The organism is Cellulophaga sp. BC115SP (assembly GCF_009905545.1).
GTDB classification, from domain to species: domain Bacteria; phylum Bacteroidota; class Bacteroidia; order Cytophagales; family Spirosomataceae; genus Flectobacillus; species Flectobacillus rivi.
Window position 1 is genome coordinate 35,626 of sequence record NZ_JAAALB010000004.1, and the last position, 26,363, is coordinate 61,988.

Genomic DNA, 26,363 nt, shown 5'->3' on the forward strand with positions numbered 1-26,363 from the left:
CTAAAGAGGTGTCATGTTGAAAAATAGCATGCAAACATGACTCATCTCGAATTTTTAGGATTGGGATTGTTTTCCAAGTCTTTATCAAAAAAGCGGTCGAAAAATATTTTTCGACCGCTTTTTTGATGCTACTATGCTAGATTTCCATCAGCTTAAGACGCAATCATTGCGTCTTAAGCTGATGGAATACAAATGTTAAAAATAATCACTCATGCACTCAATCACCAATCACTAAATATATTTTTTCCCTGTAACTTCAACTGCTAGAAATTAAATTGTGCTTGCAATCTCAATAGGTTACCGATTTGATGATTGTCGGGAAGATTAGCATCTTCGTAAGTTCTATTTGAAATGGTATAAGTAGCTGTAAATTCAAAATAGTTTTTCAGTTGCCATTCAGCACCTATTTCCAAATCTTTTACTAAGTAGCTACGAGCATCGATTTCATGTTTTTTACCACCATTATAGTACTGATACTTGATAAATGGCGTAACAAAATTATCATTGACCTTTTGTCGCCACATTACCTGCGCGTAGCCTCCATGTAGATTTCTTACTTCGGTCGTCATTGTTTCTGGATTAAATTCTGGTCCTTGTCCCACATTATATTCAGCTTGAAAACCCAAAGGTTGTGGGTACACTACCACCGTTGCGCCAACACGGCGATCTATAAAGTCTGAGACCGTAGCCTTATTTTTCGTGTTTTTTTCAATCACATATTTCCCAGTGTATGCCTGCAAACTTGTTTCTATAATTTGTCCGTTCTTCAACTGAAAAGGATAGGTAATTCTTGAAACTGCATGTGGCTCGTTATTGGCTTCGGTTCTGTTGGAGTTTTGTCCATTATAAAAACCCAAAGCAAATACCCCATAATCGCCACTACCTTTGAGACCTGAAGAAACCAAATAAGCAAAACGCTCACGGATTTTGGCTGGAGCCCAGTAGAAAAACACACCCAAATCACGTTCGTTAGAAACAGGGCTATTGGTCGGGTCGGCACGGTCGAGCGAAAGGCGGTTTTGAGAAGATTGCATATTTTCGAAACCGTAAGGTACTTTGCTTTGTCCAAAGCGCAAGCGATATTCTTTTTTAGCATCAAGAGCCAAATCAAAATACGCATCACGGATTTGTAAGGCATGTTGAAAACTTCCACTGACATTAGAAGCAAAGTCAGGCTGGATATAGATATATAATCTTTCGGATACATCGCCCGAAATAATCACACGTCCACGGCGGATAAAGAAACCACCATTTTCTCCCCAAGATCTATCACATTGCTCACATTTGAGCTTTTCGTTGGTTTCTAATAAACGATTGTAACGTACTTGTGCATAACCTCTAATCGAGATTTTTTCATACCATTTCTTTGGTGCTACTGTTTTCTCTGTGCTCTGAGCTAAAGAGAAATATACAGGACATAAAATAATGAGGTAAACAAGGGCTTTTAACGTTTTCATAAAACTTGAAGATTCTACCGTAACGACATAGTAATCCCATAGAATTGAACGCCAGTTTTCAATAAAAACAGGGGTTAATTCGCAAAAATTACTGATTCGATATAAGATTACTCATCATAAAGACAATAAGAAATCATACACGAAAATGGATTTCGATACAGGATGGAAGTTAATTTATTTGTCTGTGATTTGTGGTTCTTTACTGTTAATTGTCAGATAGGCCTATCCGACAATTAACAGCTATTTATATTAATTACTTGTTATTCTTACTAAATAATTGCTCAAAATTGCTAATGGCTAAATTGAGTTGAAGGATATTATTAATCTCAACATTGTCTTTATTAGCATTGTTGAAACGGAAAATGGTTTGTTGCATATAACCTGCTTCAACTGCCACAAACTTATTGAATTTGTATCCAAGTCCAACTAATAAACGGTTCTGGTCCAGTAGATTAATGTTTGAAACTTTCTCGCCCATATTCACAAACAATTCATCATAAGCTTGTGCATAAAGGGTATTATCATCCATTTTGGCGTGGTTGATAGGAAGTGTCATTTTTACTTGATAACGGAAACGTTCTCTGAAGGTCGCATTTGAGAAGTCACCACCATACAAAAAGCTTTTGTCATCGATACTTTGATTTTGTCCTAGCCAACGAAATTCATAGCGAAAACGGTTGTCGATACGTAAACGACCGATATTTTGAGTCAAGATAACCTGTGGTGATATACGATATTCTGAAAAAAAAGCGGAAGGAGCGCCATTGCTGAAGCGATTGGAACCTATCCAACCAAATGGCATCAATGAAAATCTTACGTTAGGATTAAGCTGAAAATGTACCCATGGACGAAAAACGTGCTGATTAAGATTATGGTAAGGGTTACCAGTTGTAGTACTTTCATTGTAATCCCCTTGCATATCTTGGCGACGTTGCTGGTTTTCTAGTTGCCATGAGAATTTTCCTGCAATTTTTCCCGAAATATTTAAGTCCGTCCAACCATTTGAGATATGATAATAGTTTCGTGGACTTTGGGAAAAAGACAAAGCAGTAGCCAATAACGGCAGCATTGCCGTCATGATAAACTTTTTCATAAATTTGGATTTTCTATATTGGTAGTATATGTTGAAATTCAATCTTGTACTAAAAGAGTCTCATGGTTTTCAACGACCATGAGACTCTTTTTATAATGAAGGATTAACCAATAATCCAACGGAAGAACACAAACAATGTAGCTGATAAAAGAATCGTAACTGGAAGTGTTAAGACCCATGCCATTACGATGTTTTTGACTGTACCACCTTGTAAGTTTTTGATACCTTTTGAAGCCACCATCGAACCAGCGATACCCGACGAAAGAACGTGAGTGGTAGATACTGGCCATTTGTAAGCCGTAGCCAAACCGATTGTGATAGAAGCAACCAACTCAGCCGAAGCACCTTGAGCGTAAGAAAGGTGTTGCTTACCGATTTTCTCACCGATTGTTACTACAATTCTTTTCCAACCAATCATAGTACCTAAACCTAATGATAAAGCAATCATCCACATTACCCAAGCTGGAGCAAAGTCTGTTAATGACGAAAGACCTTTGTTTGAGTTACCGAATGAGAAGAAAGGAGCTTTATCACCAGCAGTAGCTTTTTTCAGTTCTTTTTTGTCGTCAGCACTTAAGCTTACTGCATCGCTTTCAGACAATTTTTTTGTATGCTTATTAATAGCTAAAACGTCTTTACGAATCTCTAATTTTTTCTCAGTAGACAAATGGTTAATTAATGATTTGTCTGTCAAAATTGTATTCAAAGCCGCAGTAGCTTTCATTACTTTCGTATAACTTTCTTTTTCAGTAGAAGAAAGTTTATTTGTATCGATTTTAGCGATGATAGTCTGAACTTTTACTACAGCACCTTGCAATTTGAATGGGTCAACATCGGTGTTGATTGCAAAATAGCTTGGTAAGAAAGCAATCAAAATCATCATTACAAGACCGATACCTTTTTGACCGTCGTTACGTCCGTGGAAGAAACTTACCAATGTACAAGTCAAAAACAAAATACCACGAATCCACATTGGAGGAGGAGTATCTTTTTTCGGCTCTTTAAAGATTTCTTTGTTAGCAACTGATTTTTTCAAAATGTACATAAATACAATTGCCACAGCAAAACCAAACAATGGAGATAACAAAAGTGCCTGACCAATTTCGGTAGCTTTATCCCAGTTTACGGTTGATAAACCAGCTTTATTTTCAGGTAAAAGAGCGTATCCAACACCAATACCAATGATTGAACCAATCAATGTGTGAGAAGAAGACGCAGGAATACCGAAGTACCATGTTCCTAAGTTCCAGATAATAGCGGCACCTAACATGGCTAGGGCCGTGGCCATGGAGTGATAGACGTTGGGGTCTATAAGTAGCTCCGTGGGTAATAATCCAATGATTGACATCGTTACACCAACACCACCAGTCAACAAACCAATAAAGTTCATAAAACCAGACCAAACAACGGCTTGAGTTGGCTTCAATGAGTTTGTGTAAATAACAGTCGCAACGGCGTTAGCTGTATCGTGGAAACCATTAACGAATTCAAAAGCACAGGCTAAGAATAAGCAAAGGAAAAGAAGAATGAACAAGGACGTATCTAATCCGAACATAGTTTTTGTGAATTAATTATATGATATAAGAACGTACGCGTAAAAAGTAATTAGTGAATCAGGTATTTTGTCGTTTTTCTTATATCTCAAGTATTATTAAGACTTTTCATATTGGTAATTATCGCACAAAAGTAAAAATACTTATTTACGTCAATGTTAAGGAATTGTTAAATTTGGTAACATTGGGATAATTGCTTGATATTTAAGAATTTGTTATAATTTTTCCGAGTTTGGATATTACTTTGCTGATAAATATAAACTAAATACCTGTATCACCACCACGAACCTACATGAACAAACCCATAGGATTGCTATGTCTTCTTTTGTCTGCATTACTGTTGTTTGACACCTCAGTAATGGGGCAAAATACTTCAAAAATTACCATCAGTGGCTATATCAAAGAAGCTGGAAGCGCCGAGTTGCTCCCAGGGGTGCATGTTATGCTAAAGGGTACCCGTATTGGGACTCAAAGTAATAATTATGGTTTTTACTCCTTGAGTTTTCAGGCTCAAGACAGCATTGAGGTAGTTTATAGTTTTGTAGGCTATCAGGTTTTTTCTCAAAAAGTACACGCAAAATCAAAATCAGTTACCATCAATGTTGATTTAAAACCTAGTAATCAAGATTTGGAGGAGGTAAAAGTTGTAGCCAATAGTATTGAGCAACAAAAGCTTTCGGAGCAGGTACAGATGTCGCAGATTTCTATTCCGATTCAGCAAATCAAAGAAATCCCTGCCTTTATGGGTGAAAAAGATGTGCTAAAAGTCCTTCAACTAATGCCTGGTGTGCAAAAAGGATCAGAAGGCAATGCGGGTATCTATGTGCGTGGTGGTGGACCTGACCAAAACCTTTTGATTCTGGATGATGCTCCTGTATATAATGCTTATCACTTATTTGGATTTTTCTCGGTATTTAATGGCGACGCCCTCAAAAGTGTTGAACTAACCAAAGGTGGATTTCCAGCCCGTTTTGGTGGGCGGTTGTCGTCAGTGATTGAAATGCAAATGAAGGAAGGAAGCAAACAAGATTATCATGTAGAAGGAGGGATTGGCTTAATTGGTGCAAGAGTAGTGGCCGAAGGTCCTATTGATAAGCAAAAACGTTCTTCATTTTTAGTTTCTGCCAGACGTACTTATCTGGACATTTTGACTCAGCCGCTTATTCCTAAAGAACAAAAAGGAAGTCGCTATTATTTTTATGATTTCAATGCCAAATTGAATTATGATTTTGGACAAAAAAATCGACTATTTCTAAGTGGATATTTTGGACAAGACCGACTTTATGTGAGAGATATGCAATTGCAATCTAAATTAGAATCGTCTATAGAATGGGGCAACCAAACCGCCACTATGCGTTGGAATCACCTCTATAGCGATAATCTATTCAGTAATCTCTCTTTGATTTATAGTAAATATGACTTTATGACATCAAGTTTACAGTCAAATCTCGATGCGATAGGTATCAATAATTTCAGTCTGTATTATTCTTCTGGTATCAGAGACCTTGGTGCTAAGTTTGATATTGACTTTTTGCCTAATCCTATTCATACTCTCAAAGCAGGGGCGCTAGCTACCATGCACCGTTTTACACCATCAGCCATTGAGTTACAAGATGATGTGGCTTCTCGCTACAAAGATGCCGTCGAAAATATCGATGCGCTTGAGTTGGGTGTTTATGTGGAAGATAACTACAAGCCTCTCCCCAATCTACGATTTAATGTAGGCTTACGCTATTCGAGTTTTAGTACTTCCGAAAAAGAATATCATAACTGGGAGCCTCGTGGGGCTATGGCATGGACATTGCCTAAAGACTGGGCACTGAAAGCATCCTATGCCGTAATGAATCAATATATTCATTTGGTGTCAAACTCTGGTGCAAGTTTACCTACAGATTTATGGGTGCCATCTACCAATTTGATAAAACCACAGCGCTCGCAACAGGTAGCCTTGGGTTTTGCCAAAGATTTCCCCGAGCGACAGTTTAGTATCACGTTAGAAGGTTTCTATAAAACCATGAATCAAATCGTGGCGTTGAAAGAAGGTAGCTCTTTTATTCTGAATGGAAGTATTCAACGCTTTACTCAAACCAAAACACAGGAATCTCCATGGGAAAGTAATATGACCGCAGGCAAAGGGCGTTCTTATGGGGCAGAGTTTTTATTACAGAAAAAAACAGGTAAGTTTTCAGGCTGGATAGGCTATACCTTATCTTGGATTTTTCATCAGTTTGATGAGTTAAACTTCGGGAAAGAATTTTATCCCAAATACGACCGTCGCCATGATTTGTCATTGGTGGGTATTTACCACTTAAAACCAAATGTTACCTTGTCGGCCACTTGGGTATATGGAACAGGCAATGTGTTTACGATTCCGATCTCTACTTATGAAGTTTATAGTCATATCCCAGGCTTGAATCAAACTGGCGTAAATCAATATTATAACAGTGCCCGTGAAATACCTGATTATCGCGAAAGAAATAATTTTCGTGCACCACCTTATCATCGCTTAGATGTGGGGGTACAGTTTCATAAAAAAATGAAAAAAGGACATACCCGTACTTGGGAGTTTGGCGTATATAATCTTTACAATCGCAAGAATGCCTATTTCTATTCTTTCAAAAGCACCTATAATACTACAACTGACCAGACGACTAAATCTTTGGCGCAGTATGCTTTGTTTGGTATTATCCCTTCTGCTACATATAGTTTCAAATTTTAATCTAACAGACCATGAAATTCTTTCAATTTTGGCAAAAAATAGTTGTGGCAATAGTGGCTCTGTTATCACTTAGTTCTTGTGAAACTTTGGTCAATGATATAGCCCTTCCTTTTGAAGAAAAACTGGTGCTACAAAGCTTTATTTGTCCCCAAGATACGATGATTGAAATCTCTTTGACCACCAACCAACCTGTGATTGGTGTTATCAACGAAGGTGAAGACCGTTATCCTGTATTAAAGGATGCTGTGATTACGCTTTCGGATGGAACAAGAACCGTGACAGCTAAATATCAACAAATTACCTATCTCGATTACATCGAAGTAGACAGTACGGGACATTATAAAGAAAACTTTTTAACGAAAGATAGATACGTTATCTCAACCAAAGATATTCCAATAGTAGGAGGTACAACGTACACCATGATAGCTAAAGCCAAAGGGAAAGAAGTAAAAGCCCAATGCACTGTACCTACCCAACGGGTACAACGAACGGCTATTAATCCATCATTGACAACAGGTTATGACCGAAATAATAAGGCTTATCCCGCTCTTATTGTACGTGTATTAGACTTTGCCAGTACTGTTAATTACTATGCTGTGGGTGCATTTTATTATGAAAATATGAGGGTATTAGATGCTCAAAATCGCTTTGTGGTAGTTCGCCGTTTTGTCAATAGTCGTCAAGAATATATGACCGACGCTGGACAAGACGGAATGACCTTGGCTACGCAGCCTATGTTGCTCAATGCTACCAACGATTTGAATGTAGTTAGTCGAAATGCTGAAATTTATGTAGCAGTAACAGATTATCCTTATTATCTGTTTAATATCTCTGTCGATAAAGTACGTCGTAGCGGACGAAATCCATTTTCAGAACCTGTACTTACTTATACTAATGTGGAGAATGGCTTAGGTGTTTTTGCTTCTTATCAACAAATCAGAACGGCTGTAACGGTAATTAAATAATGATATGAATAGTGAATGATTAATTGTAATGTAGTAGTGAGGCATAGAACTCAAATAGCATATTTTACCAAAAGAAATTTTAAAAAACACTACATCTTCTGTGTACAAATCCCTCATTCATCCATTCACTCAATGACTAATTCCTTACCTTTGTGGCACTAAAACTTACGAACAGAGGTTTTTTCAATAAACGCTAGTAAAAACGCTAGCTTGAAAGTATGCTAAGAAGACCAAGAAGAAATCGTCAGTCTTCGGCTATCCGTGCAATGGTCGAAGAAACAACAGTCTCAGTCAATGATTTGATTTATCCTATGTTTGTCATGGAGGGTCAAAATCTGACAACCGAAGTAAAATCAATGCCAGGTATTTTCCGCTACTCACCAGACAAATTGCTTGATGAATTAGCGGTAATACAAGATTTAGGTATCCGTTCTATTGCCTTGTTCCCTCAAATTCCTGAAGCGAAAAAAGATAAATATGCTACCGAAAGCCATCGCCAAGGTAATATTTATCTCGAATCGATTAATGCCATCAAAAATGCTTTTCCAGAAATCTGTATCATGTCAGACGTAGCCATGGATCCATACAGTGCGGATGGACACGATGGTATTGTCGAAAACGGACAGATTCTCAACGATGAGTCATTGGAAGTGTTGGCTAAAATGGCCGTAGCGCAAGCTGAAGCAGGTGCAGATATTGTTGGACCATCGGACATGATGGATGGGCGTATAGGATACATTCGTGAAGCATTGGACGACAAAGGTTTTATTAATGTAGGAATCATGGCTTATTCGGCCAAATACGCTTCTGCTTTTTATGGACCGTTCCGTGATGCCTTGGATTCAGCTCCTAAGTTTGGAGATAAGAAAACTTACCAAATGAACCCTGCCAACATACGTGAGGCGTTAGTCGAAGCTGAGCTAGACTACTTGGAAGGAGCAGATTATTTGATGGTAAAACCTGGCTTGGCATATCTTGACGTTATCAAAACCTTGAACGATAATTTCAATATCCCAATTGCAGCCTATAACGTATCAGGCGAATATGCGATGGTAAAAGCCGCTGCTCAGAATGGTTGGTTGGACGGTACTCGTACGATGGTTGAGTGTTTGACTTCGTTGAAACGTGCAGGTTCAAAAGTAATTTTGACCTATTTTGCTAAAGAATACGCAGAGTTAGTGAAATAATAGTGGGCATTAGGCATTAAGCTCTATGCGGTAGGCTAAATATTTTAATATCTTTCTTAATAAACCATAAACATATTTTTCCGAGCGCTTATAGCTTAATGCAAAAAGCCTAATAAGGCAATATTATTTTACCTTATTACCAACTACAAAGCCTCTCACCAGAGGTAGGAGGCTTTAGTCATTAACCTTTTCTATTATTTGATATTTTTAAGTTTTTGTTACTTCTCAGATGCAAGCATAAGCTTTTCTAAGAGATTGTTTTTTAACAGAAGAAAATTGCAAAGCGTACCTTGCTTATAAATTTATATAGTATTAAATGCCTACACATAATCAAAATACCTTGTACCCTCTAGCTTACCGAATCATATATTTTTCAAAAGAATAAAATCTCTTTGTTCTTCAGAGCCAAGTACGAAGGTATGTACACCTACATTTTCAAACCCCCATTTAGCATAAAAAGCAATAGCTTTAGGATTATTTTCCCAGACGCCTAAGCCCATTTTTTTGAAACCTTGCTGTTTGGCAAAATCAATACAAGCTTTCATCATTACCGAGCCAAGTCCTTTGCTATGATAGCTTTTATCAACGTAAATACGCTGTATTTCGGCTGCCTCCGAGTCCTCTAGAATAGTATCTATAGTTCGAATCTTCGCAAAAGCAATCATCGTATCTTCTTCAAACCCTACCAAATATGTACTTCCTTTTTCTGATAATTCTTTCGCCATTGTTTCTGGCGTAAAATTAGTGTCCAGATATAATTGCAGATTTTCGGGAGTATTATAAATGGCATAAGTATCTACGAAGGTGCGAATGGCTAGTGCAAGGAGTGCCTCTATATGTGAAGTATTGGCTATTTGTACTTGCATGGCGTTGAGTAATGTTTTGATAGTACAAAGAAAATCTTTTGAACTTATAAGAAAAAATACTTATTTTATATTAAATAATGCTTTTTTGTTATAAGTATGGATATTCGACAATTAGAATATTTTTTGGGTGTAGCTTCTGAGTTGCACTTTTCGAAGGCTGCCGAAAAACTTTATGTAGCACAGCCAGCCTTGAGCCGACAAATTCAACAGTTAGAAAATGAATTAGATGTAGTGCTTTTTGAACGTGATAAACGAAATGTAAAATTGACTCCCGCAGGTGAATACCTTCAAAATGAGGCATCAAGAATACTTTCTCAACTCGAATATGTTCGATTACGTACGCAGCTTATTCATAGGGGAGAAGAGGGTGATTTGAGAATTGCACACCCAGGGTCGGCAGTATTCTCGGTTTTGCCAACTTTATTGTCAGCACTAAAATTATACTTCCCCAAGATTCGAGGAGTATTATCGGAGGTATTAGAGAACAAATTGTTTGAGTCATTACAAAACTATCAGGTAGATGTGGGTTTTGTAAGAGAGCCTATTCCTGATAAATATTTGAATTCGAGGCTCATTTTTGAGGAATGTTTTTCGCTAGTTGTTCCTCCAAACCATCCTTTGACTAAGGAAAACTTTACGGGACTGAGACAAGTACAAAACGAATCGTTTATCTTACCTCCAAGGCATGCAGGCTCGACCTACCATGATATTTTGTTGAGAATGTGTGAGCGAGAAGGTTTTTTACCCAATATTATTCATGAATCAAACTTTGGAACTACGATTTTGAAGTTGGTAGAACACAACCTCGGCGTAAGCCTGTTGCCATCGTCCTATCGCATTAGTTCGCCAGTCAACGTGCGATTTATAGACTTAGACCAATTACCTGAAAGAACACAGTTATCAATGGTTTGGAGAAAAGACGATACCAATCCGATTTTGCATAACTTTTTGGATACAGCTAGCTCGGTAGATTTTAGGTATGATTGATGGTAGGGAAAAAAATAGGCATAAAGGAGCGAGTTACACCTTTATGCCTGTTTGCATCAACGAAAATCATTATGCCGCTGTGCGGTAATAATTTGTTGGGTTTCTTTGTTTACGATATATGCCACACAAGCTTGGTGTATCGCCAGAGCTTAGGTCCATAATTTGAATTTCGAATACAGCAGTATTTTTTTCTAAGCTTTTTGACGCAGCTAGTAAATGATTCCAGTCGGCATTGACGACAAGGCGCAACTTACGGTATCTTGAGACTTCTTCACGATTGCTTAATTCAATGAATTGGACTTCTTCAAAATGCTTTTGAAGCGTGTTCATCAATAAATGAACGGTGAAGTCGTTGTCCTGAAAGCCGAGTGTGAGAAGGTAAGTTTCCATAAGCCTATAATTATTTATGATGACAAATCGTACTAGTGCTGCGTTTTGAATATTTTCGAGCTAACTAGTATTTATTTTTATCAAATTTAGAAAATAAAGAATGATAGTCCAATATTTATATCTATATTAGAATATGATTCTTTTTATGTTTGTTTTTGTAGATTATTAGTGCTTTAAGGTTGATGATTTAATCTCAAAAAAGATTTTTATTCTATGGCTTCGTTAGATAATACCGATTTAAGAATATTAAAATTGTTGCAAGAAGATGCTTTGATGACCAACAAGGAAATTGCAGCAAAGCTTAATTTGACAACAACGCCCGTACACGAGCGTATCAAACGCCTTGAGCAAGATGGGATTATTGAGAAATATACAGCTATTCTCAATAAATCTAAATTGGGAAAAGGTTTGGTTGTATTGGTGGATGTGACGCTAAAAGAACATGCCGCAGAGTTTTTGGCTCAGTTTGAGCGCGATGTGTTGTTGTTGCCTGAGGTGGTTGAATGTTATTGTATTTCGGGAGGAGCAGACTTTTTGTTGAAGGTATTGGTCAAAGATATGGACGAGTATCGTCAGTTTATCTTACATAAATTGGCGACTTTAGCCAATATTGGAAATGCACAAAGTAGGTTTGTTGTTAACGAAATCAAAAGCCAAACGCCCGTTCCGATACAAGTCTAATAAGTGATGAGTTGTGAGTTTTGAGTGCTGATTACTACCATCTCAGTATTCTGCACTCAAAACTCACAACTTATCACTACTTCACCGCTGGTGGAGGTGTTTTTTTCCCAAAAACAGAAATATTCACATAACGTTTTGGTGCCAAACGGAAATCAATGAGAAGTTTGTCCAAATCAACCATCGTTTTGTTGAGGTTGGTATATAAAGAATCGTCTTTCAAAATTTTTCCGAGACTTCCCTGACCTGCCTGAATTCCTGCCATTACTTTTTGTAGTTCATCCAACGACTTTTGTGTACTTGCCAATGCTTGATTGATTTTGAGTGCGTTAAGCGAGTCAGCCATTTTGTTGAATTTGCCTAAAAGAGGCTTGAACTGCTTTTCAGTTTCAACTAAATTTCCAGAAAGAGTTTTCAAATTGCCAGTGATGCCATTAAGATTCGAACGGTTTTCAGCAATCGTACTGTTCATCGAAGTACCAAGCGTCGTAATGGTAGAATTGGAATTTTTGAGCAATATATTCAACGCTGCTGAAGTTGATTGGAAGCCCGCCACCACAGTTTTGAGCGTAATCAATAGAGAGTCTACGTGTGAAAGTGCAGGTAAGGCTTTTTCTTTTAGGACGTCCGTCAAACCTGTTTCCAAAATACCTTTAAGTTTACCTCCATCAGCAATAGCAGCACCTTTGCCCATGTCTAGGCGGATGAGCTTTCCGCCCAATAAACCATCAGAGGCTAACACGGCTTTTGTTCCTTGTGGTAGGATTAAGTCTTTTCTAATACTCAAAACCACTTGGATTGAGTGTTGTGCATTGTCTTGGAGTATTACGTCTTTCACAATTCCGACCTTAAGACCGCTTAATGCCACTTGACTAGAAGGAACCAATCCCTGTACGTCGTTGAAAGTAACGTAATAGGTTTTTTCTGAAGAGAAAAAGGAAGAGCCCTTCAGAAAATTAAATCCAAGATAGAGTGCTGTAAATGAAATTATAGCTAAAATGCCGACTTTCGCTTCTTTTGATATATTCATTGATGTAAGAAATGGTAAAGAGCGTGATTTTATAAAACCACTATTTACTAAATTAGAGTTTTGGATCAAACTCTTTGACTAGAGTATTATAAAGCAATGACAAAGGAAACCCTTTTTCCCACTAGCTTAGTTTTCAATTTCTTCTTTGTAGGACTTAAATGCTCTGAAAATAGATTTAGCCACTTCATCTTGCCCATCTGAAGATGAAAGATAATCTTCCTCGTTAGGGTTGGTCAAGAAGCCTACTTCGACCAATACACTTGGCATAGCCGTTTCCCACAAAACCAAAAAACCTGCCTGTTTTACGCCATAACTCGTGCGGTCGCTGTATCTTTTGAACTGACGTTCGATTTTTTGAGCAAATTTAAGACTATTATTCATAAAGGCACTTTGGTAATTTGCCATCATGATATGAGCCAGAGGCGAGTTAGGATCAAAACCATTATAGGTCTTTTTATAGTCCCTTTCTTGCAAAATTACAGAGTTTTCTCTTTTGGCAACATCTAAGTTTTCCCCTGTTTTATGTAACCCCATCGTATATGTTTCAGTTCCTTTGAACTTTTTGGAAGGGTGTGAATTACAATGAACAGAGATGAAAAGATTAGCTCTATTACGATTAGCAATTGCCGAGCGCTCGTGTAAATTTACAAAGACATCGGTCTGGCGGGTATAATACACCTTAATATTAGGATATTCTTCCTTAATTTTTTTGCCAAGTGCCAACACTATTTTCAAGGCAATATTTTTTTCTCGTACCCCCGATGGTCCTGAGCACCCAGGGTCTTTACCTCCATGACCTGCATCTAGCACAATGGTACGAATATTGGTACTTGCTGATGCAACAGCAACTGAGTCGGGCTCAATCCCTATTTGTGGCAAACTGAAGCCAGTTAAACCACCAATCATTAGTATTAGAAGGAAACCTTTAAGAAAGTTTAACATTATTTTCAGGCTGGTTCGTTAACAAGAACGTTATATAAAGTAATTTTGTATTTTAAATCTTTTACGAATTGATAAAATTGGAATGCTTCAAAGTAAAGAAGACTTTATTTCCAATAACTTATTAGAACGCGTCCTATACAATGGATAATTCCTATAGAACAGGCAAATATAATTTTTTAAGTCTTTCAAAAAAAGTCCTACTCTTAATCGGTACGATGTTCGTGCTAGGTTTTGCGTATTCGGCAAATGCACAAAGACTTCTCAAAGGTAAAGACAACAGTAAATCTACCAAAACCACTGCAACTTCGACCAAAGCTTTGCCAGTGGATACTTTGCGTAAAAACAATCTTGATTCTTTGGGAAAGAAAGGTACAAAAACTGTTCCTGATTCACTCAAAAAGCCAGATGAACTAGAAACCACCGTGCAGTACATGGCAGAAGATTCGACCATCATGGATACCGAAAAACAAATCGTGTATCTCTATGGTGATGCCAAAGTAACGTATGGGAATATTTCCTTACAAGCAGATTTTATCAAGCTTAATTGGGCTATAAATCAAGTAGATGCTCATGGGACGATGGACTCTACTACCAAAAAAGTCAAAGGAAAGCCTGTATTTAAGCAAGGAAATGACGAATACAATGCCGATGAAATCAAGTATAACTTCAAGTCGAGAAAAGCTCTAATTCAAGGGATTGTTACTCAACAAGGAGAAGGCTATGTACAAGGGAAGAAGGTAAAAAAGGATGATGAGGATAACCTATATATCCGAAATGCTATTTATACGACCTGTAATTTGGCACAACCACACTTCCATATCAATGCCTCTAAAATTAAAATTGTAGGAAAAAAAGAAATCGTAGCAGGACCTTTTCACGTCGAACTCAACAATATTCCCTTGCCGATTGGGTTACCTTTTGGTTTTTTCCCTTATCGCCCACCACAAGAATCAGGTACTTCGGGGATTTTGATGCCTACCTATGGTGAAGAACCTTCAGGTCGTGGGTTCTACTTGCGTGATGGTGGTTACTACTTTGCTATAAGTCCCAATATTGGTGTACGTGCTACAGGAGAAATTTATGCTAATGGTAGCTGGGGGCTTGGTGCCAATTCGCAATACGTGAAACGATATCGTTATAGTGGTAATTTTAACTTACAGTATCGTAAAGGAATTAGTGCTGACGAATCGACACTTAGCCCTGCTGTTCGTAATGACTTTTCGATTCAATGGTCGCACTCACCACAAAGTAGAGGTAATTCTAGTTTCTCAGCATCGGTCAATGTTGTGAGTAATAGCTACAACCAATATAACAGTTTTGTGACCTCTAACTATACCTCCAATGCTACGAACTCATCGGTACAATACTCCAAAAACTTTGGACAGGCGATTCGTACAGGGGCAAGTATGAACATCTCACAGAACACCACAACGAAGGAGATTACTTCTGCCATTAATTACAACTTTGGTCTAAATCAAATCCAACCATTTAAGAAGAAAAAAGCTGTAACCGAAAGATTGATAGACCAATTCCGTTTTGGCTTAGATTTTACAGGCTCTACAAGTATTACCAACAAAGTGGCACTTGACAACCGCTCGTATTTGTCATTACCTTATACAGTTTATCGCCGAACAGATACTACTGACACTGATTACACAAAGTCGCTCCAGATTACTAAAGCAAATTCGCAAACGACAAATTTGGAAAGAGATGGGGTTATTGGTTTCAATTTTGCCAATTTAGGTACTATCTTGAGTAAAGGGCAAACGAAGATGCAGTATTCTATCCCTATTTCTTTGCCGAATATCAAACTTGGTCGTTATATCAACCTTACCCCTGGGATGAGCTTATCAGGAAATGTATATACGAGAAAGTATAATTACAAATTCTTGAATTTTAACAACTATGCTACCTCGGATTCATTACGAAGACTTGGAGCTGTGAAAATAGATACGACCAATGGGTCATTTATAGACTACCAATACGCATTTACGATGAGTATGAATACTCGTTTGTACGGAACACTAAACTTCAAAAACTTTGGGCGTTTGGCAGGTATTCGTCACGTAATGACGCCGTCGGTTAGTGTGAGCTACACTCCAGATTTCACAGATACAAAATATGGGTTTTACCAAGATGTAGTGCTAACAAATAGTAGTACTGGAAAAAAAGATACACTTAGAATATCTTCATTTAATCCAACATTAACAAACGTAGGAAGTAGATCGGGAGGTATTAACTTTAGTTTAAACAATACGATAGAAGCGAAAGTAAAAGCAAAGTCGGATACAGCCGCTAAGGAGTTTGAAAAGATCACCATTATCGATAACCTTTCGTTATCGACCAACTATAACTTTTTTGCTACTAAGTACAAATTAGCTCCTGTATCTTTTGGGGCAACTTCAAGAGTCAAAAAATTTGATGTTAATATCGGAGGTACACTCGACCCTTATGTATATCAAGTCAATTCCAACTATGGTTCAGTCGGAGAGCAATTGGATGAATATATGTTTTCGACTGGAAAAGGTTTAGCTAATCTTTCAGCCTTTAATATGTCAGTAAGTAAAAGCTTTAAACCTGGTGGGAATAAGCCTAAAACCAGCGCCAATGGTACAGAAGGACAAATGAAGCAAATCAATCGCAATATTGATTCCTATGTAGATTGGAGTGTGCCTTGGGAATTTCAGTTTAGTTATCAATATAATTATGCCAAAAGAGGTTTAGCACCTGCCGTAACAGTAAGTGCAGTCACCTTCTCGGGTAGTGTGAAGATGACCGAAAAGTGGGATTTTAAAGTTCAGTCAGGTTATGACTTTATCAACAAAGGTGTTTCTTTAACCAATATTAGTATTCACCGTGATTTACACTGTTGGGAAATGCAGTTTAACTGGACACCAGCTGCCAGTCCGTTGTATGGTCGTGGTGGTAGCTACTCGTTCGACTTACGTGTGAAGTCGTCCTTATTACAAGAGCTTAAGCTCTCACGTCGTCGTTCATTCTACGATAGTGGAGGTTTCTAAAATATCTATAAAGCCGTTGCATGCAACGGCTTCTTTTTCTTATGATACGTGTTCCTTCTTTCATACATGCAGGAGAATTTCAGTCCTTAAAAATTAAGGATATGACTTTTGTTGCCTATCGGAATCAGGATCCACCCCTCAGAAACGAAGTGTTTTTTGAGGAGCACGCCTTGATATTTGTGCTTGAGGGTGAAAAGAAGTTTGTTACGCCTGAACAAGATATTCGTGTCAAAAAAGGCAATGTGGTATTCATTCCTCGTGGTTATTACACCATGCAGGAGGCGATTAATAAACAATACCGAAGTTTGGTTTTCTTTTTTAATGAAAAGCTACTCAAAGAATTCGTAGCGGGACACTTGAGCCTTTTTCAAGAAAACTCTCTAGTCGAACCAGATCCCAATCAAGGGCTATTGGTGTTTGGTATTAATGAAAGTTTGGAGAAATATATCGACTCGATTTTCCCTTATTTTCATCTCGAAACCCAATATCTCAATCACTTTCTGAATCTAAAGCTTCAAGAGTTACTATTGCATCTGCTCGAAATAGACCCTACTGGCAAGCTCAAGTCTATTGTTTACAATATTTACAAAGGAGAAAAAGCCGATTTGGAATTTCTGATGGATAGCTATTATCTCAAACCTTTGTCGATGGAAGAGCTTTCGAGACTTTCTGGAAGAAGCTTATCGGCATTTAAAAGAGATTTTCAGAAGCAATTTCAAACTTCACCAGCGCTTTGGCTCAAAAACAAAAGATTAGAACATGCCCGACTTTTGTTAGAAAATACGGGCATGAACGTTTCAGAAATTAGTATGGAAATTGGCTATGAGAGCGTTTCTCATTTTATCAAAGCCTTCAAAGAGAAATACTACGTTACACCAAGTCATTATAAAGAAGGAGAAAGAAGCTAGCCTACGAGATTCGTTGGCTTTCTTTTTGATGTTTCCATAGTTCTTGGAAAATAGCACTATTGGCTAGCAGATACTCAAAACTGCCTTCATCTACAATATGTCCTTTTTCGAGAATATATACATAGTCAAACTGGCTCAACAGATGCAGGCGATGCAAAGTTGATAGCACCGCTTTTCCTTCAAATTCTTTAAATAATTGCTGATAAATCAAGACTTCTGTTTTTGGGTCAACACTACTGGTTGGTTCGTCGAGGAGTATGATTTGCGAACTGCGAGCCGCCAATACGCCACGAGCCAAAGCCAAGCGCTGTTTTTGTCCACCCGAAAGGTTTACACCCTTTTCTTGAATATTCGACTGCAAGCCATTAGGCAATTGCTTGATCACGTCGGTAAACTGGGCTACATCACAAACTTGTAAAATATCAGACTCCTCAAATGGCAAGCCTAGCGTGATATTGTATTCAATGGTATTCTCAAAAATTTCTGGTTCTTGTGGAAATAGCGTAACCGTTTCGGCCAAGATACCAATATCATCTTTCAAACGACCATCTAGGTCGATTTGAACGCCATTTTCTGGTTCATACAATCCTCTAAGCAATGCCAATAGGGTACTTTTCCCTGACCCACTTTCTCCAATAAAAGCAATACGTTTTCCTTTGTTGATTTGAATTTTGAGCTGATGTAATGCCTGAGATTTGTTTTCTAAACTGTAATTTTCTTGATGCGAAAAATTTAGATTTGAAATTGTCAGAGCATTCCAATTATTGGACAAGGTTTCAACCTCTTCAGGACGATGATGCTCCCGATACGCCTGCGAAATGGTACGGGCTGTTTGCACATCGGTATTATGCTGGATGATTTGAGTATAGAGCCAAGCCACATCATGAAATACACTCGTAAAGTTGTTGACATAGCCCAACAGAGTCACCAAACCTCCCACCATAAAAACTTTACCAACTTCCCAGTTTTGATAAACATAACCTACCGTAATTACAACATAAATCAATCCTACAAGCATATCTGCCACAAACCATTTCCACTCGTTGATAACAACCTGCTTACGGAAGGGCGCAAAAACATATTTGATTTTGTCGCTTAAACTTTGCTCCATTTGTTTCTCTAAACGAAGCGTAATCACTGTAATAATATTCGAAAGACTATCAAAAAGCGTTGAGGATACCACGTGCTCACGTTCGTTGGTTTCGTCGAGTGCCTTGATAAAAGGTTTATCAAACTGAGCAATGACCCAAATGGTAAAAATACCCAAAAGCACACCAATGGCACCAAACAGAGGCGAAAAGTAAAGCATCGCGATGAAAGAAAAGAAGAATTTGGAAAAAGCGTGCAAATACATAAACCCATCCTGAAAAAAAGTCTTTAGGGCTTCGTATGCTTTACGGATACGGTTGATGGTAGCGCCACTATGATTATCCTGATGCCACTTTACAGGCAAATGTAGCGTTTGGTGATAAAGCTCATGCAGAAAGTTACGGCTAAGATTAAAGGCCAAACTGCGTTCCATTACCCGTGCTGTACCATGAAACGACCACTCCACAAAGCGTAAAAGCAAAAAACCTATGCCATAAATCCATGTGTCTTTGAGGACATCTACCCCTTTGAGCTGAATTTTATCAATAAACCAACCGTACCAGATTGGATTGAGAGAAAAAATAATATTTGCTACAATGAAGAGTGCATATACCAACAAGAAGCGTTTTTTTTCTTGTCGAGCATATTGCCACGCAATTTTTAAAAGAGAAATATAAGGATTGTTTGCCATAATGAAAGAGGAGAAAAATCTCAAAAGATAATCGATTTGCTTTTACTCCTTTATTTTTGAAATCTTAATAAAATACAATTTTTATTGAAAAAGTAAAGTTTCAAAAAAAGAATGAATTCTGAATAAGTTTGAGATAATAAAAAAGTTAAGAATCGAAAAAAAATCTTATTTTTACATAAAGAATAGTTTTTAATAATAATCTTTTTAGAATTTTATTCTAAAAAGATAGCCAATTTGGCATGTACAATAGAATTTTATTCTTTAAAATAATTAAAAATCCAATCTTTTTTATCCTTCCTTACAAACCAGATTTTTGTATAGTCAATAATTTTATATAGTTTTGAGATATGGAAAATAATAGCACAAATAAATTTTTTATCATCATTAAGCTTCTCGCTGATTAGTGAGACAAGGTTTTTTGTGCAAATCGAAGCCTTTTCTCACAACCAACTGAGGAAAGGTTTTTTTATACCCATTGCAACGACTATTTTGTAACCAAGAAACAACATTTAACAAATCATCAATCCCTTTAAAAGTCATGAGTCAAAGAATTCAAATATTCGACACAACATTGCGTGATGGCGAGCAAGTTCCGGGCTGTCAATTGAACACTGAAGAAAAATTGCAGGTTGCTGAACAATTAGAATTACTTGGGGTAGATATTATTGAAGCTGGTTTTCCAATTTCATCTCCAGGTGATTTCCGTTCTGTAGAAGAAATTGCTAAACTCGTGAAGAATGCCACAGTTTGTGGTTTGACTCGTGCCAAAAAAGAGGATATTGATGCAGCTGCTGCAGCTTTGAAACATGCCAAAAGACCACGTATCCACACAGGTATTGGTTCTTCGGATGTACACATTCAGCACAAATTTAATTCCACTCGTGAAAAAATTATCGAACAAGGCGTTTGGGCAGTAAAATATGCCAAAAGCTTTGTTGAAGATGTAGAGTTTTTCGCAGAAGATGCTGGTCGTGCAGACTTAGCATTTTTGGCTCAATTGACCGAAGCTGTTATTGCCGCAGGTGCTACAGTAGTAAACTTGCCAGATACAACAGGTTATTTATTGCCAAACCAGATGCACGAGCGTATTAGCTACTTATTCGAAAACGTTTCGAATATTCACCAGGCTACGATCTCTATGCACAACCACAATGACTTGGGCTTAGCTACAGCTAATACGATTGCAGGTATCCAAGCGGGTGCTCGTCAGGTAGAAGTTACTATCAATGGTATCGGCGAAAGAGCTGGTAACACTTCATTGGAAGAAGTTGCGATGATTTTGAACGTACACAAAGGATTAGGCTTTGAAACAGGTATTAACCCTAAATTCTTGTACCCAACTTCATTAATGGTGTCAAATTTGATGGGTATGCCAGTACAGGCAAACAAAGCGGTAGTTGGTGCTAATGCTTTTGCTCACTCGTCGGGTATTCACCAAGATGGTTTCTTGAAGCATGCGCAAAACTACGAAATCATGAATCCTGAAGATGTAGGTGTACCTTCTTCAGCAATCGTTTTGACTTCTCGTTCGGGGCGTGCTGCTTTGCGTCACCGTTTGCAATTATTAGGTTTTGCTTTCGAAAAACCAGAACTTGATAAATTGTATACTCGTTTCTTGTTGATGGCCGATGAGCGTAAACAATTAAACGACGAAGATTTGAAAGAATTAGTAGGATAATATTACCTACTTAAGTTAGCTGGCAAAATTAAAATAATTTTACCAGCCTTAAGCTCTAGGCTATATGCTTTAGGCTAAAAGTTAAATAGTATTTCTCATGAAATAATTGAAGCTTTTTTGCCTAATGCCTACGGCTTACAGCCTAAAGCGTTTTAATGCAATTTTATTTTGCATTAATACTTAAGAATAAATAAAAAAGGTCTTTGTGACAAACAAAATGTTTATCACAAAGACCTTTTTTATTTTACTAACCATTTGATAATTTTTTGATTAAAACCTTTGATAATTGAGCGTTCACTCAATTTCTTGACGTATATTCAAAGTCTAAAGTACTAGCCTCTTAAAATTACTTCTCAAAATCAAAACTCGATCCCAATCCTTAATTTAAATTTGTAGCTTATGTCAAAGTCACTTTCTTATCTGCTTACCTTCGTTATGAGCTTGGCTCTTTTCGAAGTATCTGCTCAGGATATCAGCAAATATAAGTTTTTAGCTTATGGCGCATTGCCTGCTTGGACGGGTGTGGCGGTAGACTGGAGTACTACTTCCAAAGTGTACATTTATGACCCCAAAGAAACCCGTGGTCACGCCGAATTTGTAAACAAAAAGTTAGGGAGAACTATTACATTTAAGCAGTTTAAAACATTGGCTTCGATCTCAAAAACACGTCAATATCTTCCTTTTTTTGTATATGACCTTAGTGCTAAACCTTATATGGTTTCTGATAAAAAATATACCTATGCTATACGTGTAGAGGATTATTCGTATGATGATACTCCAGCTTCAATGACGAGCTCTATACAGAAGTTGACGCAACTGATATCAACAACTTACAAGCAGTTTAAGGGAAAACCATTAATAGTACTAAATACAAAAGAGAAACATATTTTAAGTCAGAAGGTGCTTGCGCCCCTTCTTCTCAAACAGCAATTACAGTCGGTAACAGCTATGAATCTCATTAAGCATTTCAATGGATTCAAGGTTGAAGTGCTCAATGAAGTTGTAGCAGTAGGTCGATTGGTTTATGTTAAAAATGAGAAAAACCTTACAGAATTAAGTTCAAAAGATATTGCCATTTTTGAGCACATTCCAGAAAGAGTGCCGCCATTGGCAGGTATTATTACGCTCGAACCCCAAACACCTCTTTCGCATGTAAATCTTTTAGCTAAAAATAGAAAAACACTCAATGTCTCATTGACAAGTCTTTCGGATTGGCCAGAGTTAAAGGCAAAAATTGGTCAAATAGTAGAAATAAATCCAAAATTCCAGAAGCTGATTATCAAAACTGTTACGTCAGATTATGCGGCAAAATTTTGGAAAAATAATCAACCTCAAAAAGTAAATATTCCCAATCCTGAATTAACGTTTGAGTCTACCATTCCGCTCAATAAACATTTCAAACAGTACCAAAAAGTAAACTTGATTGGAGCGAAAGCCAATAACTATGCCTTGATTCATGAGCTTTTGGGCGAAGAGTATGTTTTGCCTGCTTATGCCATAGGGTTTAAACCTTATATGGACTTGCTAGCACAAGGAGCTGATAAGGAAATAAACTTTTTTCTGAGTAAAAAAAGTACGTTAAATAAGTCTGATAGGCAAAAAGCTTTAGCCAGAATTCGAAGTGTGATCGCAAAAAGCACCCCAAGTGTGGCAATGCTTGAGTCTTTGCGTGGAATATTGAATAAGTATTATGCAGGTAAAAAAGTAAAACTTCGTAGCTCAACTAATTGCGAAGATTTACCCCAGTTCAATGGAGCAGGTTTATATACCTCCAAAGGATTTAATGTGGCAGATAACGATAAAGTTTTAGCCGAAAAAATCACGAAGGTTTATGCGTCATTGTGGAATGATGAAGCATTTGAAGAACGAGAATATTTTGGGATTGACCACAAAAAAGTGGCTATGGCTATTTTGGTGAGTCCAGCCTTTGTAGATGAATATGCCAATGGTGTCATTTTGGTTACACCACACGAAAAGAGTGGAAATGTGGATGTATTAGTCAATACCCAACCAGGTGAAAATGAAGTAGCAAACCCGAAGAAAAATGACAAGCCAGAAGCTTTTTTGGTAGGACAAAATGGGGTGGTTAGCTCCGTAAAAAGTCATTCAAATATCGGCAAGGTATTTATTGGAAACGAACAAGCTTCTTTACTGCTAAAAGTCTTGAGAATCAATGCCATCAAAGTGCATCAAGCCCTGATGAACCGTCAGAAAGAATCAGGAGATAAACAGCTTTACAGTACCGATATCGAATTTAAAGTGATAAAAAACACCGATGGGCAATACTTCTTGTATTTCAAACAGGCACGATTGTTACGAAATCATATTTTGCCTGAGTAATTTTTAGCTTGATAGAGACATTTTTTAGGGTGAGTGAGAGTTAACAAAAAAGGTCAGCACTCATAAGTGTTGACCTTTTTTGTTATTGGGGCAAGTTTTTCACGCTCAGGACGCCTGTTACTCGACGAAGCGTATAATCGGTAAAATCTTGATTAGAATCCATTCCTACACCGTGTAAGACTTGTTCAGGGGTTTTGATATCAACAGGTTTATCGGTGTAAACCTTCTTGGTATCAGGGCTCCAAAACATCTCATCGGTTTGTAAGGTCTCATTTTTGATTTGGTTATTTACCAACACGCGCCCCATAATGTGGTAGAGATTTTTCGAACGAATAAATCTTGCCGAATCGCCTCTGAGTGTTGTGGTATTATTCCCTAACTTATCAAAAAAGAATATCCTTACTTCTTTGGGATATACTTTATCTTCGTTTTGAAGTGTTAGCTGTGTTTCGGTTGACATTTTGACCATAATCTTTGCCGAATCGGTATATGCCATATTGATACCATGTAGCTCGGATAATGGACCATTGTAAATTCCCTTCTGTACAATTTTCTCTTCCTTTTTACAACTTATCAGCGTCAATGTCCAGCACAAAATAACACCTATTGCCACTTTATATCTGTCTGTTTTCATACCAAAATCGCAATTAGTATTTCGATAATTCCCTCAATTCACAGAAAATTATCTCACTTAATAAGATTAGTCGATTTTTGGTTTACGGAACCAAGAGAAGTCACCCAAAGAGAATCCAACTACAATTTTTGAATAAACCTCTTCGATGCCATTCGTTGCCAAGGTACCTCTTTTACCATGTACAAAAGCAACATTTAGGTATGAAATCGTACGCATCGGAAACGACGCTCCCACTGAGAAATTATAGTCTTTAGCTCCTGCTGTTCCTGTTACAGTATATGGAGATTGCGTATAACTAGCACCCACGCGATATACTACATGGTTGAAATAACCAGAGATTGCTTCGAAATCTGGAATATATTCTGCTCCAAATGCGATAGTTGACGCATCTACCAATTTCTCCGAATTACCTTCAACATTTCTGAAAGCTGTCCACTTAGTCATTGAGTAGTCAAGAGATACGCTCAGCTGGCCTGGTTTTTCTAAACTGATACCAAAACGATAAGTTGATGGCAAGGTGATATGACCTGTAGTTTGTGTCAATGTATCGGCATTAATTGCTGTGATACCCGAAGCATCCAACGTACGGAACTGACGAAGAGACTTAGATTTGAGCGTTTGAGAAAAATCAGCTGTAGCTGCAATATTCAAGAAATACTCTTTGCTAATTTTTGGACGCCATGCACCTCCCAATTTGAAGATAAAACCAGAATAGTTGGTACGATCAGCCAATTTGATTTGATAGTTTTGACCATCACTATAGTTTTGAGTCGTAATATCGTTGTTGATTACACCAAAAGTATAGCTTGTTTCAAGCCCAACATAAACATTCTTGTTCAATCTAACACCATTTGACCAAACGGCTTTGTTCAAACCACCGCTCCCATTGTAAGCAATCGTTGTACTGTCTTTGCCTAATAGGTCAAGTTTATTTACTGAAAAAGTAGAGTAATCCACATTGGTAGATGGACGCAAGCCCAACAACATTGTCCAACGAGAGCTCACAGGCAATGCCAACGAGATAGGACCAATAGTACCACGTGTGGTATTAGAGCGTTTTGAGAAGTTTTGCAAACCTTTTACTTCCGTATTTACACCCATTTCAAAAAGCGTATAACGGTTGCGAGCCAACAAGGCAGGGTTTAGATTATTGATATATAAGCCAGAGGCATTGGCAACGCCAAGTCCACCCATCATATAGTTTACAGAACCGGCTTCTGTAACAGCCTCGCCAATACCCAAATACGAATAAGGTGAGTTGGATTGCTGAGCACTAGACCACTGAGAGTGGAGTACTAGACCCAGTACCAATAGAGAGACAATTTTTAATTTAGCCATTACAGGCAGGCCTTTACGATTGTGTAAGCTTGTCTGGTGAGCTAGCGTTTTTAATTTCGACATTATGTTCTAATATTCTGTTAAGACCAATCAACACTAAAGCTGGTTCTACAAAGTTCGGTGATTTTATGCGGTTTGCAAAAAATGTAGCGTCTCCCCCGCATAAAATGACGTTAATTTTTGTTAAAAGTGCCTCGTATTGTTCGATGAAACCATTGATTTCTGCAAGAAGTCCATTTATTACACCACTTTGCATTGCTTTAGAGGTACTTTTTCCAATTAATTCTGGAAAGCCTTCGGGTTCTATTAACGGTAATCTTTGGGTAAAAGTGTGCATTGCTTTAAAACGCATTGCCATTCCTGGTGAAATAATACCTCCATGAAAATTAGCTTCGGCATCAACCAAATCATAGGTATTGCAAGTTCCCAAATCTATTACCACACAATTTTGTTGTGGAAACAGCACCGTTGCTCCAATCGCAGCAGCGACACGGTCAGCACCAAGAGTATGAGGTGTATCATAAAGTTTTTGAATAGGCACAGAGGTTGTGGGTTGCAACAATACTAGTTCTGAATCGTATTTTCCAAAATCAGCCTTTAATTGTTCCTCCGAATAACTGACTGTAGAGATGACAATATGTTTTGGTTTGATACTTTCCACGTATGCCAACAACGTAGGATAATCCAAGCCTTTTTGTAATTCTTGAAGTTTTCCACCGATAAATACCCCAGTTTTGGCAAAGGTATTGCCTAAGTCTATCGCTAAATTCATGAGATTTGTTTTCAATAATAAAGCAA

General features: G+C 37.7%; 20 protein-coding genes. 9 read left to right on the forward strand and 11 right to left on the reverse strand.

Going from position 1 to position 26,363, the window contains the following annotated elements:
- Positions 1 to 263: 263 nt before the first annotated feature.
- The 3 genes from GVN22_RS04540 to GVN22_RS04550 all read right to left on the reverse strand — a co-directional run bounded on the left by GVN22_RS04540 (position 264) and on the right by GVN22_RS04550 (position 4,105).
- Entirely contained in the window at positions 264 to 1,457 is a 1,194-nt protein-coding gene (locus GVN22_RS04540; protein WP_166549869.1) for a porin, read from the reverse strand.
- 253 nt (positions 1,458 to 1,710) lie between these two features.
- Complete coding sequence (locus GVN22_RS04545; RefSeq protein ID WP_166549870.1) at positions 1,711 to 2,550, reverse strand: DUF2490 domain-containing protein; 840 nt, start codon at positions 2,548 to 2,550, stop codon at positions 1,711 to 1,713.
- Between the two features lie 103 nt (positions 2,551 to 2,653).
- Positions 2,654 to 4,105, reverse strand: coding sequence for an inorganic phosphate transporter (locus GVN22_RS04550; RefSeq protein ID WP_166549871.1), 1,452 nt, complete (start codon positions 4,103 to 4,105; stop codon positions 2,654 to 2,656).
- A gap of 290 nt (positions 4,106 to 4,395) precedes the next feature.
- Here GVN22_RS04550 and GVN22_RS04555 point away from each other — a divergent pair, with 290 nt between their 5' ends.
- The 3 genes from GVN22_RS04555 (at position 4,396) to hemB (ending at position 8,974) form a co-directional block, all read left to right on the forward strand.
- Positions 4,396 to 6,822, forward strand: coding sequence for a TonB-dependent receptor (locus GVN22_RS04555; RefSeq protein WP_166549872.1), 2,427 nt, complete (start codon positions 4,396 to 4,398; stop codon positions 6,820 to 6,822).
- A gap of 11 nt (positions 6,823 to 6,833) precedes the next feature.
- Complete coding sequence (locus GVN22_RS04560) at positions 6,834 to 7,787, forward strand: DUF4249 family protein (RefSeq protein ID WP_166549873.1); 954 nt, start codon at positions 6,834 to 6,836, stop codon at positions 7,785 to 7,787.
- 218 nt (positions 7,788 to 8,005) lie between these two features.
- Positions 8,006 to 8,974 carry a porphobilinogen synthase gene (gene hemB / locus GVN22_RS04565; protein WP_166549874.1) on the forward strand — a complete coding sequence of 323 codons (969 nt, stop codon included), beginning with the start codon at positions 8,006 to 8,008 and terminating at the stop codon, positions 8,972 to 8,974.
- A 362-nt stretch (positions 8,975 to 9,336) separates the two neighbouring features.
- Here hemB and GVN22_RS04570 read toward each other — a convergent pair whose 3' ends face one another.
- On the reverse strand, positions 9,337 to 9,840 hold the full coding sequence (locus GVN22_RS04570) for a GNAT family N-acetyltransferase (RefSeq protein WP_166549875.1): 504 nt from the start codon (positions 9,838 to 9,840) through the stop codon (positions 9,337 to 9,339).
- A 96-nt stretch (positions 9,841 to 9,936) separates the two neighbouring features.
- Between GVN22_RS04570 and GVN22_RS04575 the strand changes: the two genes are divergently transcribed.
- Positions 9,937 to 10,827 carry a LysR substrate-binding domain-containing protein gene (locus GVN22_RS04575; protein WP_166549876.1) on the forward strand — a complete coding sequence of 297 codons (891 nt, stop codon included), beginning with the start codon at positions 9,937 to 9,939 and terminating at the stop codon, positions 10,825 to 10,827.
- Between the two features lie 69 nt (positions 10,828 to 10,896).
- On the opposite strand, the gene GVN22_RS04580 is transcribed toward GVN22_RS04575, so the two are convergent.
- The gene (locus GVN22_RS04580) at positions 10,897 to 11,217 is read right to left on the reverse strand and encodes a hypothetical protein (protein ID WP_166549877.1); all 321 of its coding nucleotides are present in this window, start codon (positions 11,215 to 11,217) and stop codon (positions 10,897 to 10,899) included.
- A gap of 213 nt (positions 11,218 to 11,430) precedes the next feature.
- Here GVN22_RS04580 and GVN22_RS04585 point away from each other — a divergent pair, with 213 nt between their 5' ends.
- Positions 11,431 to 11,898: an Lrp/AsnC family transcriptional regulator gene (locus GVN22_RS04585; RefSeq protein WP_166549878.1), complete on the forward strand. Its 468-nt coding sequence runs from the start codon at positions 11,431 to 11,433 to the stop codon at positions 11,896 to 11,898.
- A gap of 76 nt (positions 11,899 to 11,974) precedes the next feature.
- Here the strand turns inward: GVN22_RS04585 and GVN22_RS04590 are convergent, their stop codons facing one another.
- Positions 11,975 to 12,925: an MlaD family protein gene (locus GVN22_RS04590; protein WP_166549879.1), complete on the reverse strand. Its 951-nt coding sequence runs from the start codon at positions 12,923 to 12,925 to the stop codon at positions 11,975 to 11,977.
- A 126-nt stretch (positions 12,926 to 13,051) separates the two neighbouring features.
- Positions 13,052 to 13,867 carry an N-acetylmuramoyl-L-alanine amidase gene (locus GVN22_RS04595; protein WP_205690788.1) on the reverse strand — a complete coding sequence of 272 codons (816 nt, stop codon included), beginning with the start codon at positions 13,865 to 13,867 and terminating at the stop codon, positions 13,052 to 13,054.
- A 140-nt stretch (positions 13,868 to 14,007) separates the two neighbouring features.
- Here GVN22_RS04595 and GVN22_RS04600 point away from each other — a divergent pair, with 140 nt between their 5' ends.
- Both GVN22_RS04600 and GVN22_RS04605 read left to right on the forward strand, forming a co-directional pair.
- On the forward strand, positions 14,008 to 16,887 hold the full coding sequence (locus GVN22_RS04600) for a putative LPS assembly protein LptD (RefSeq protein WP_166549880.1): 2,880 nt from the start codon (positions 14,008 to 14,010) through the stop codon (positions 16,885 to 16,887).
- 41 nt (positions 16,888 to 16,928) lie between these two features.
- On the forward strand, positions 16,929 to 17,795 hold the full coding sequence (locus tag GVN22_RS04605) for an AraC family transcriptional regulator (RefSeq protein WP_166549881.1): 867 nt from the start codon (positions 16,929 to 16,931) through the stop codon (positions 17,793 to 17,795).
- Between the two features lies 1 nt (position 17,796).
- Here the strand turns inward: GVN22_RS04605 and GVN22_RS04610 are convergent, their stop codons facing one another.
- Positions 17,797 to 19,575, reverse strand: a complete 1,779-nt coding sequence (locus GVN22_RS04610; RefSeq protein WP_166549882.1) for an ABC transporter ATP-binding protein — start codon at positions 19,573 to 19,575, stop codon at positions 17,797 to 17,799.
- A gap of 538 nt (positions 19,576 to 20,113) precedes the next feature.
- Here GVN22_RS04610 and GVN22_RS04615 point away from each other — a divergent pair.
- Together GVN22_RS04615 and GVN22_RS04620 are read left to right on the forward strand one after the other, a co-directional pair.
- A complete protein-coding gene (locus GVN22_RS04615; protein WP_166549883.1) occupies positions 20,114 to 21,253 on the forward strand; it encodes a 2-isopropylmalate synthase in 1,140 nt (379 codons plus the stop codon).
- Positions 21,254 to 21,652: 399 nt separating this feature from the next.
- Positions 21,653 to 23,593: a PEP/pyruvate-binding domain-containing protein gene (locus GVN22_RS04620; protein ID WP_166549884.1), complete on the forward strand. Its 1,941-nt coding sequence runs from the start codon at positions 21,653 to 21,655 to the stop codon at positions 23,591 to 23,593.
- Positions 23,594 to 23,675: 82 nt separating this feature from the next.
- Here GVN22_RS04620 and lptC read toward each other — a convergent pair whose 3' ends face one another.
- From lptC to GVN22_RS04635, 3 genes are all read right to left on the reverse strand, one after another.
- The gene (gene lptC, locus GVN22_RS04625) at positions 23,676 to 24,227 is read right to left on the reverse strand and encodes an LPS export ABC transporter periplasmic protein LptC (protein WP_166549885.1); all 552 of its coding nucleotides are present in this window, start codon (positions 24,225 to 24,227) and stop codon (positions 23,676 to 23,678) included.
- Between the two features lie 66 nt (positions 24,228 to 24,293).
- A complete protein-coding gene (locus GVN22_RS04630) occupies positions 24,294 to 25,628 on the reverse strand; it encodes a hypothetical protein (protein ID WP_166549886.1) in 1,335 nt (444 codons plus the stop codon).
- Positions 25,579 to 26,337 carry a type III pantothenate kinase gene (locus GVN22_RS04635; protein ID WP_166549887.1) on the reverse strand — a complete coding sequence of 253 codons (759 nt, stop codon included), beginning with the start codon at positions 26,335 to 26,337 and terminating at the stop codon, positions 25,579 to 25,581. Before GVN22_RS04635 ends, GVN22_RS04630 begins: the two co-directional genes overlap by 50 nt.
- Between the last annotated feature and the right edge of the window lie 26 nt (positions 26,338 to 26,363).

Coding starts and splice junctions, on each gene's coding strand:
- GVN22_RS04600 (WP_166549880.1), top strand. CDS start 14,008: ATGGATAATTCCTATAGAACAGGCAAATATAATTTTTTAAGTCTTTCA.
- GVN22_RS04580 (WP_166549877.1), bottom strand. CDS start 11,217: ATGGAAACTTACCTTCTCACACTCGGCTTTCAGGACAACGACTTCACC.
- GVN22_RS04550 (WP_166549871.1), bottom strand. CDS start 4,105: ATGTTCGGATTAGATACGTCCTTGTTCATTCTTCTTTTCCTTTGCTTA.
- GVN22_RS04615 (WP_166549883.1), top strand. CDS start 20,114: ATGAGTCAAAGAATTCAAATATTCGACACAACATTGCGTGATGGCGAG.
- GVN22_RS04575 (WP_166549876.1), top strand. CDS start 9,937: ATGGATATTCGACAATTAGAATATTTTTTGGGTGTAGCTTCTGAGTTG.
- GVN22_RS04610 (WP_166549882.1), bottom strand. CDS start 19,575: ATGGCAAACAATCCTTATATTTCTCTTTTAAAAATTGCGTGGCAATAT.
- GVN22_RS04630 (WP_166549886.1), bottom strand. CDS start 25,628: ATGTCGAAATTAAAAACGCTAGCTCACCAGACAAGCTTACACAATCGT.
- GVN22_RS04545 (WP_166549870.1), bottom strand. CDS start 2,550: ATGAAAAAGTTTATCATGACGGCAATGCTGCCGTTATTGGCTACTGCT.
- GVN22_RS04620 (WP_166549884.1), top strand. CDS start 21,653: ATGTCAAAGTCACTTTCTTATCTGCTTACCTTCGTTATGAGCTTGGCT.
- GVN22_RS04595 (WP_205690788.1), bottom strand. CDS start 13,867: ATGTTAAACTTTCTTAAAGGTTTCCTTCTAATACTAATGATTGGTGGT.
- GVN22_RS04540 (WP_166549869.1), bottom strand. CDS start 1,457: ATGAAAACGTTAAAAGCCCTTGTTTACCTCATTATTTTATGTCCTGTA.
- GVN22_RS04635 (WP_166549887.1), bottom strand. CDS start 26,337: ATGAATTTAGCGATAGACTTAGGCAATACCTTTGCCAAAACTGGGGTA.
- hemB (WP_166549874.1), top strand. CDS start 8,006: ATGCTAAGAAGACCAAGAAGAAATCGTCAGTCTTCGGCTATCCGTGCA.
- GVN22_RS04555 (WP_166549872.1), top strand. CDS start 4,396: ATGAACAAACCCATAGGATTGCTATGTCTTCTTTTGTCTGCATTACTG.
- GVN22_RS04585 (WP_166549878.1), top strand. CDS start 11,431: ATGGCTTCGTTAGATAATACCGATTTAAGAATATTAAAATTGTTGCAA.
- lptC (WP_166549885.1), bottom strand. CDS start 24,227: ATGAAAACAGACAGATATAAAGTGGCAATAGGTGTTATTTTGTGCTGG.
- GVN22_RS04570 (WP_166549875.1), bottom strand. CDS start 9,840: ATGCAAGTACAAATAGCCAATACTTCACATATAGAGGCACTCCTTGCA.
- GVN22_RS04605 (WP_166549881.1), top strand. CDS start 16,929: ATGATACGTGTTCCTTCTTTCATACATGCAGGAGAATTTCAGTCCTTA.
- GVN22_RS04560 (WP_166549873.1), top strand. CDS start 6,834: ATGAAATTCTTTCAATTTTGGCAAAAAATAGTTGTGGCAATAGTGGCT.
- GVN22_RS04590 (WP_166549879.1), bottom strand. CDS start 12,925: ATGAATATATCAAAAGAAGCGAAAGTCGGCATTTTAGCTATAATTTCA.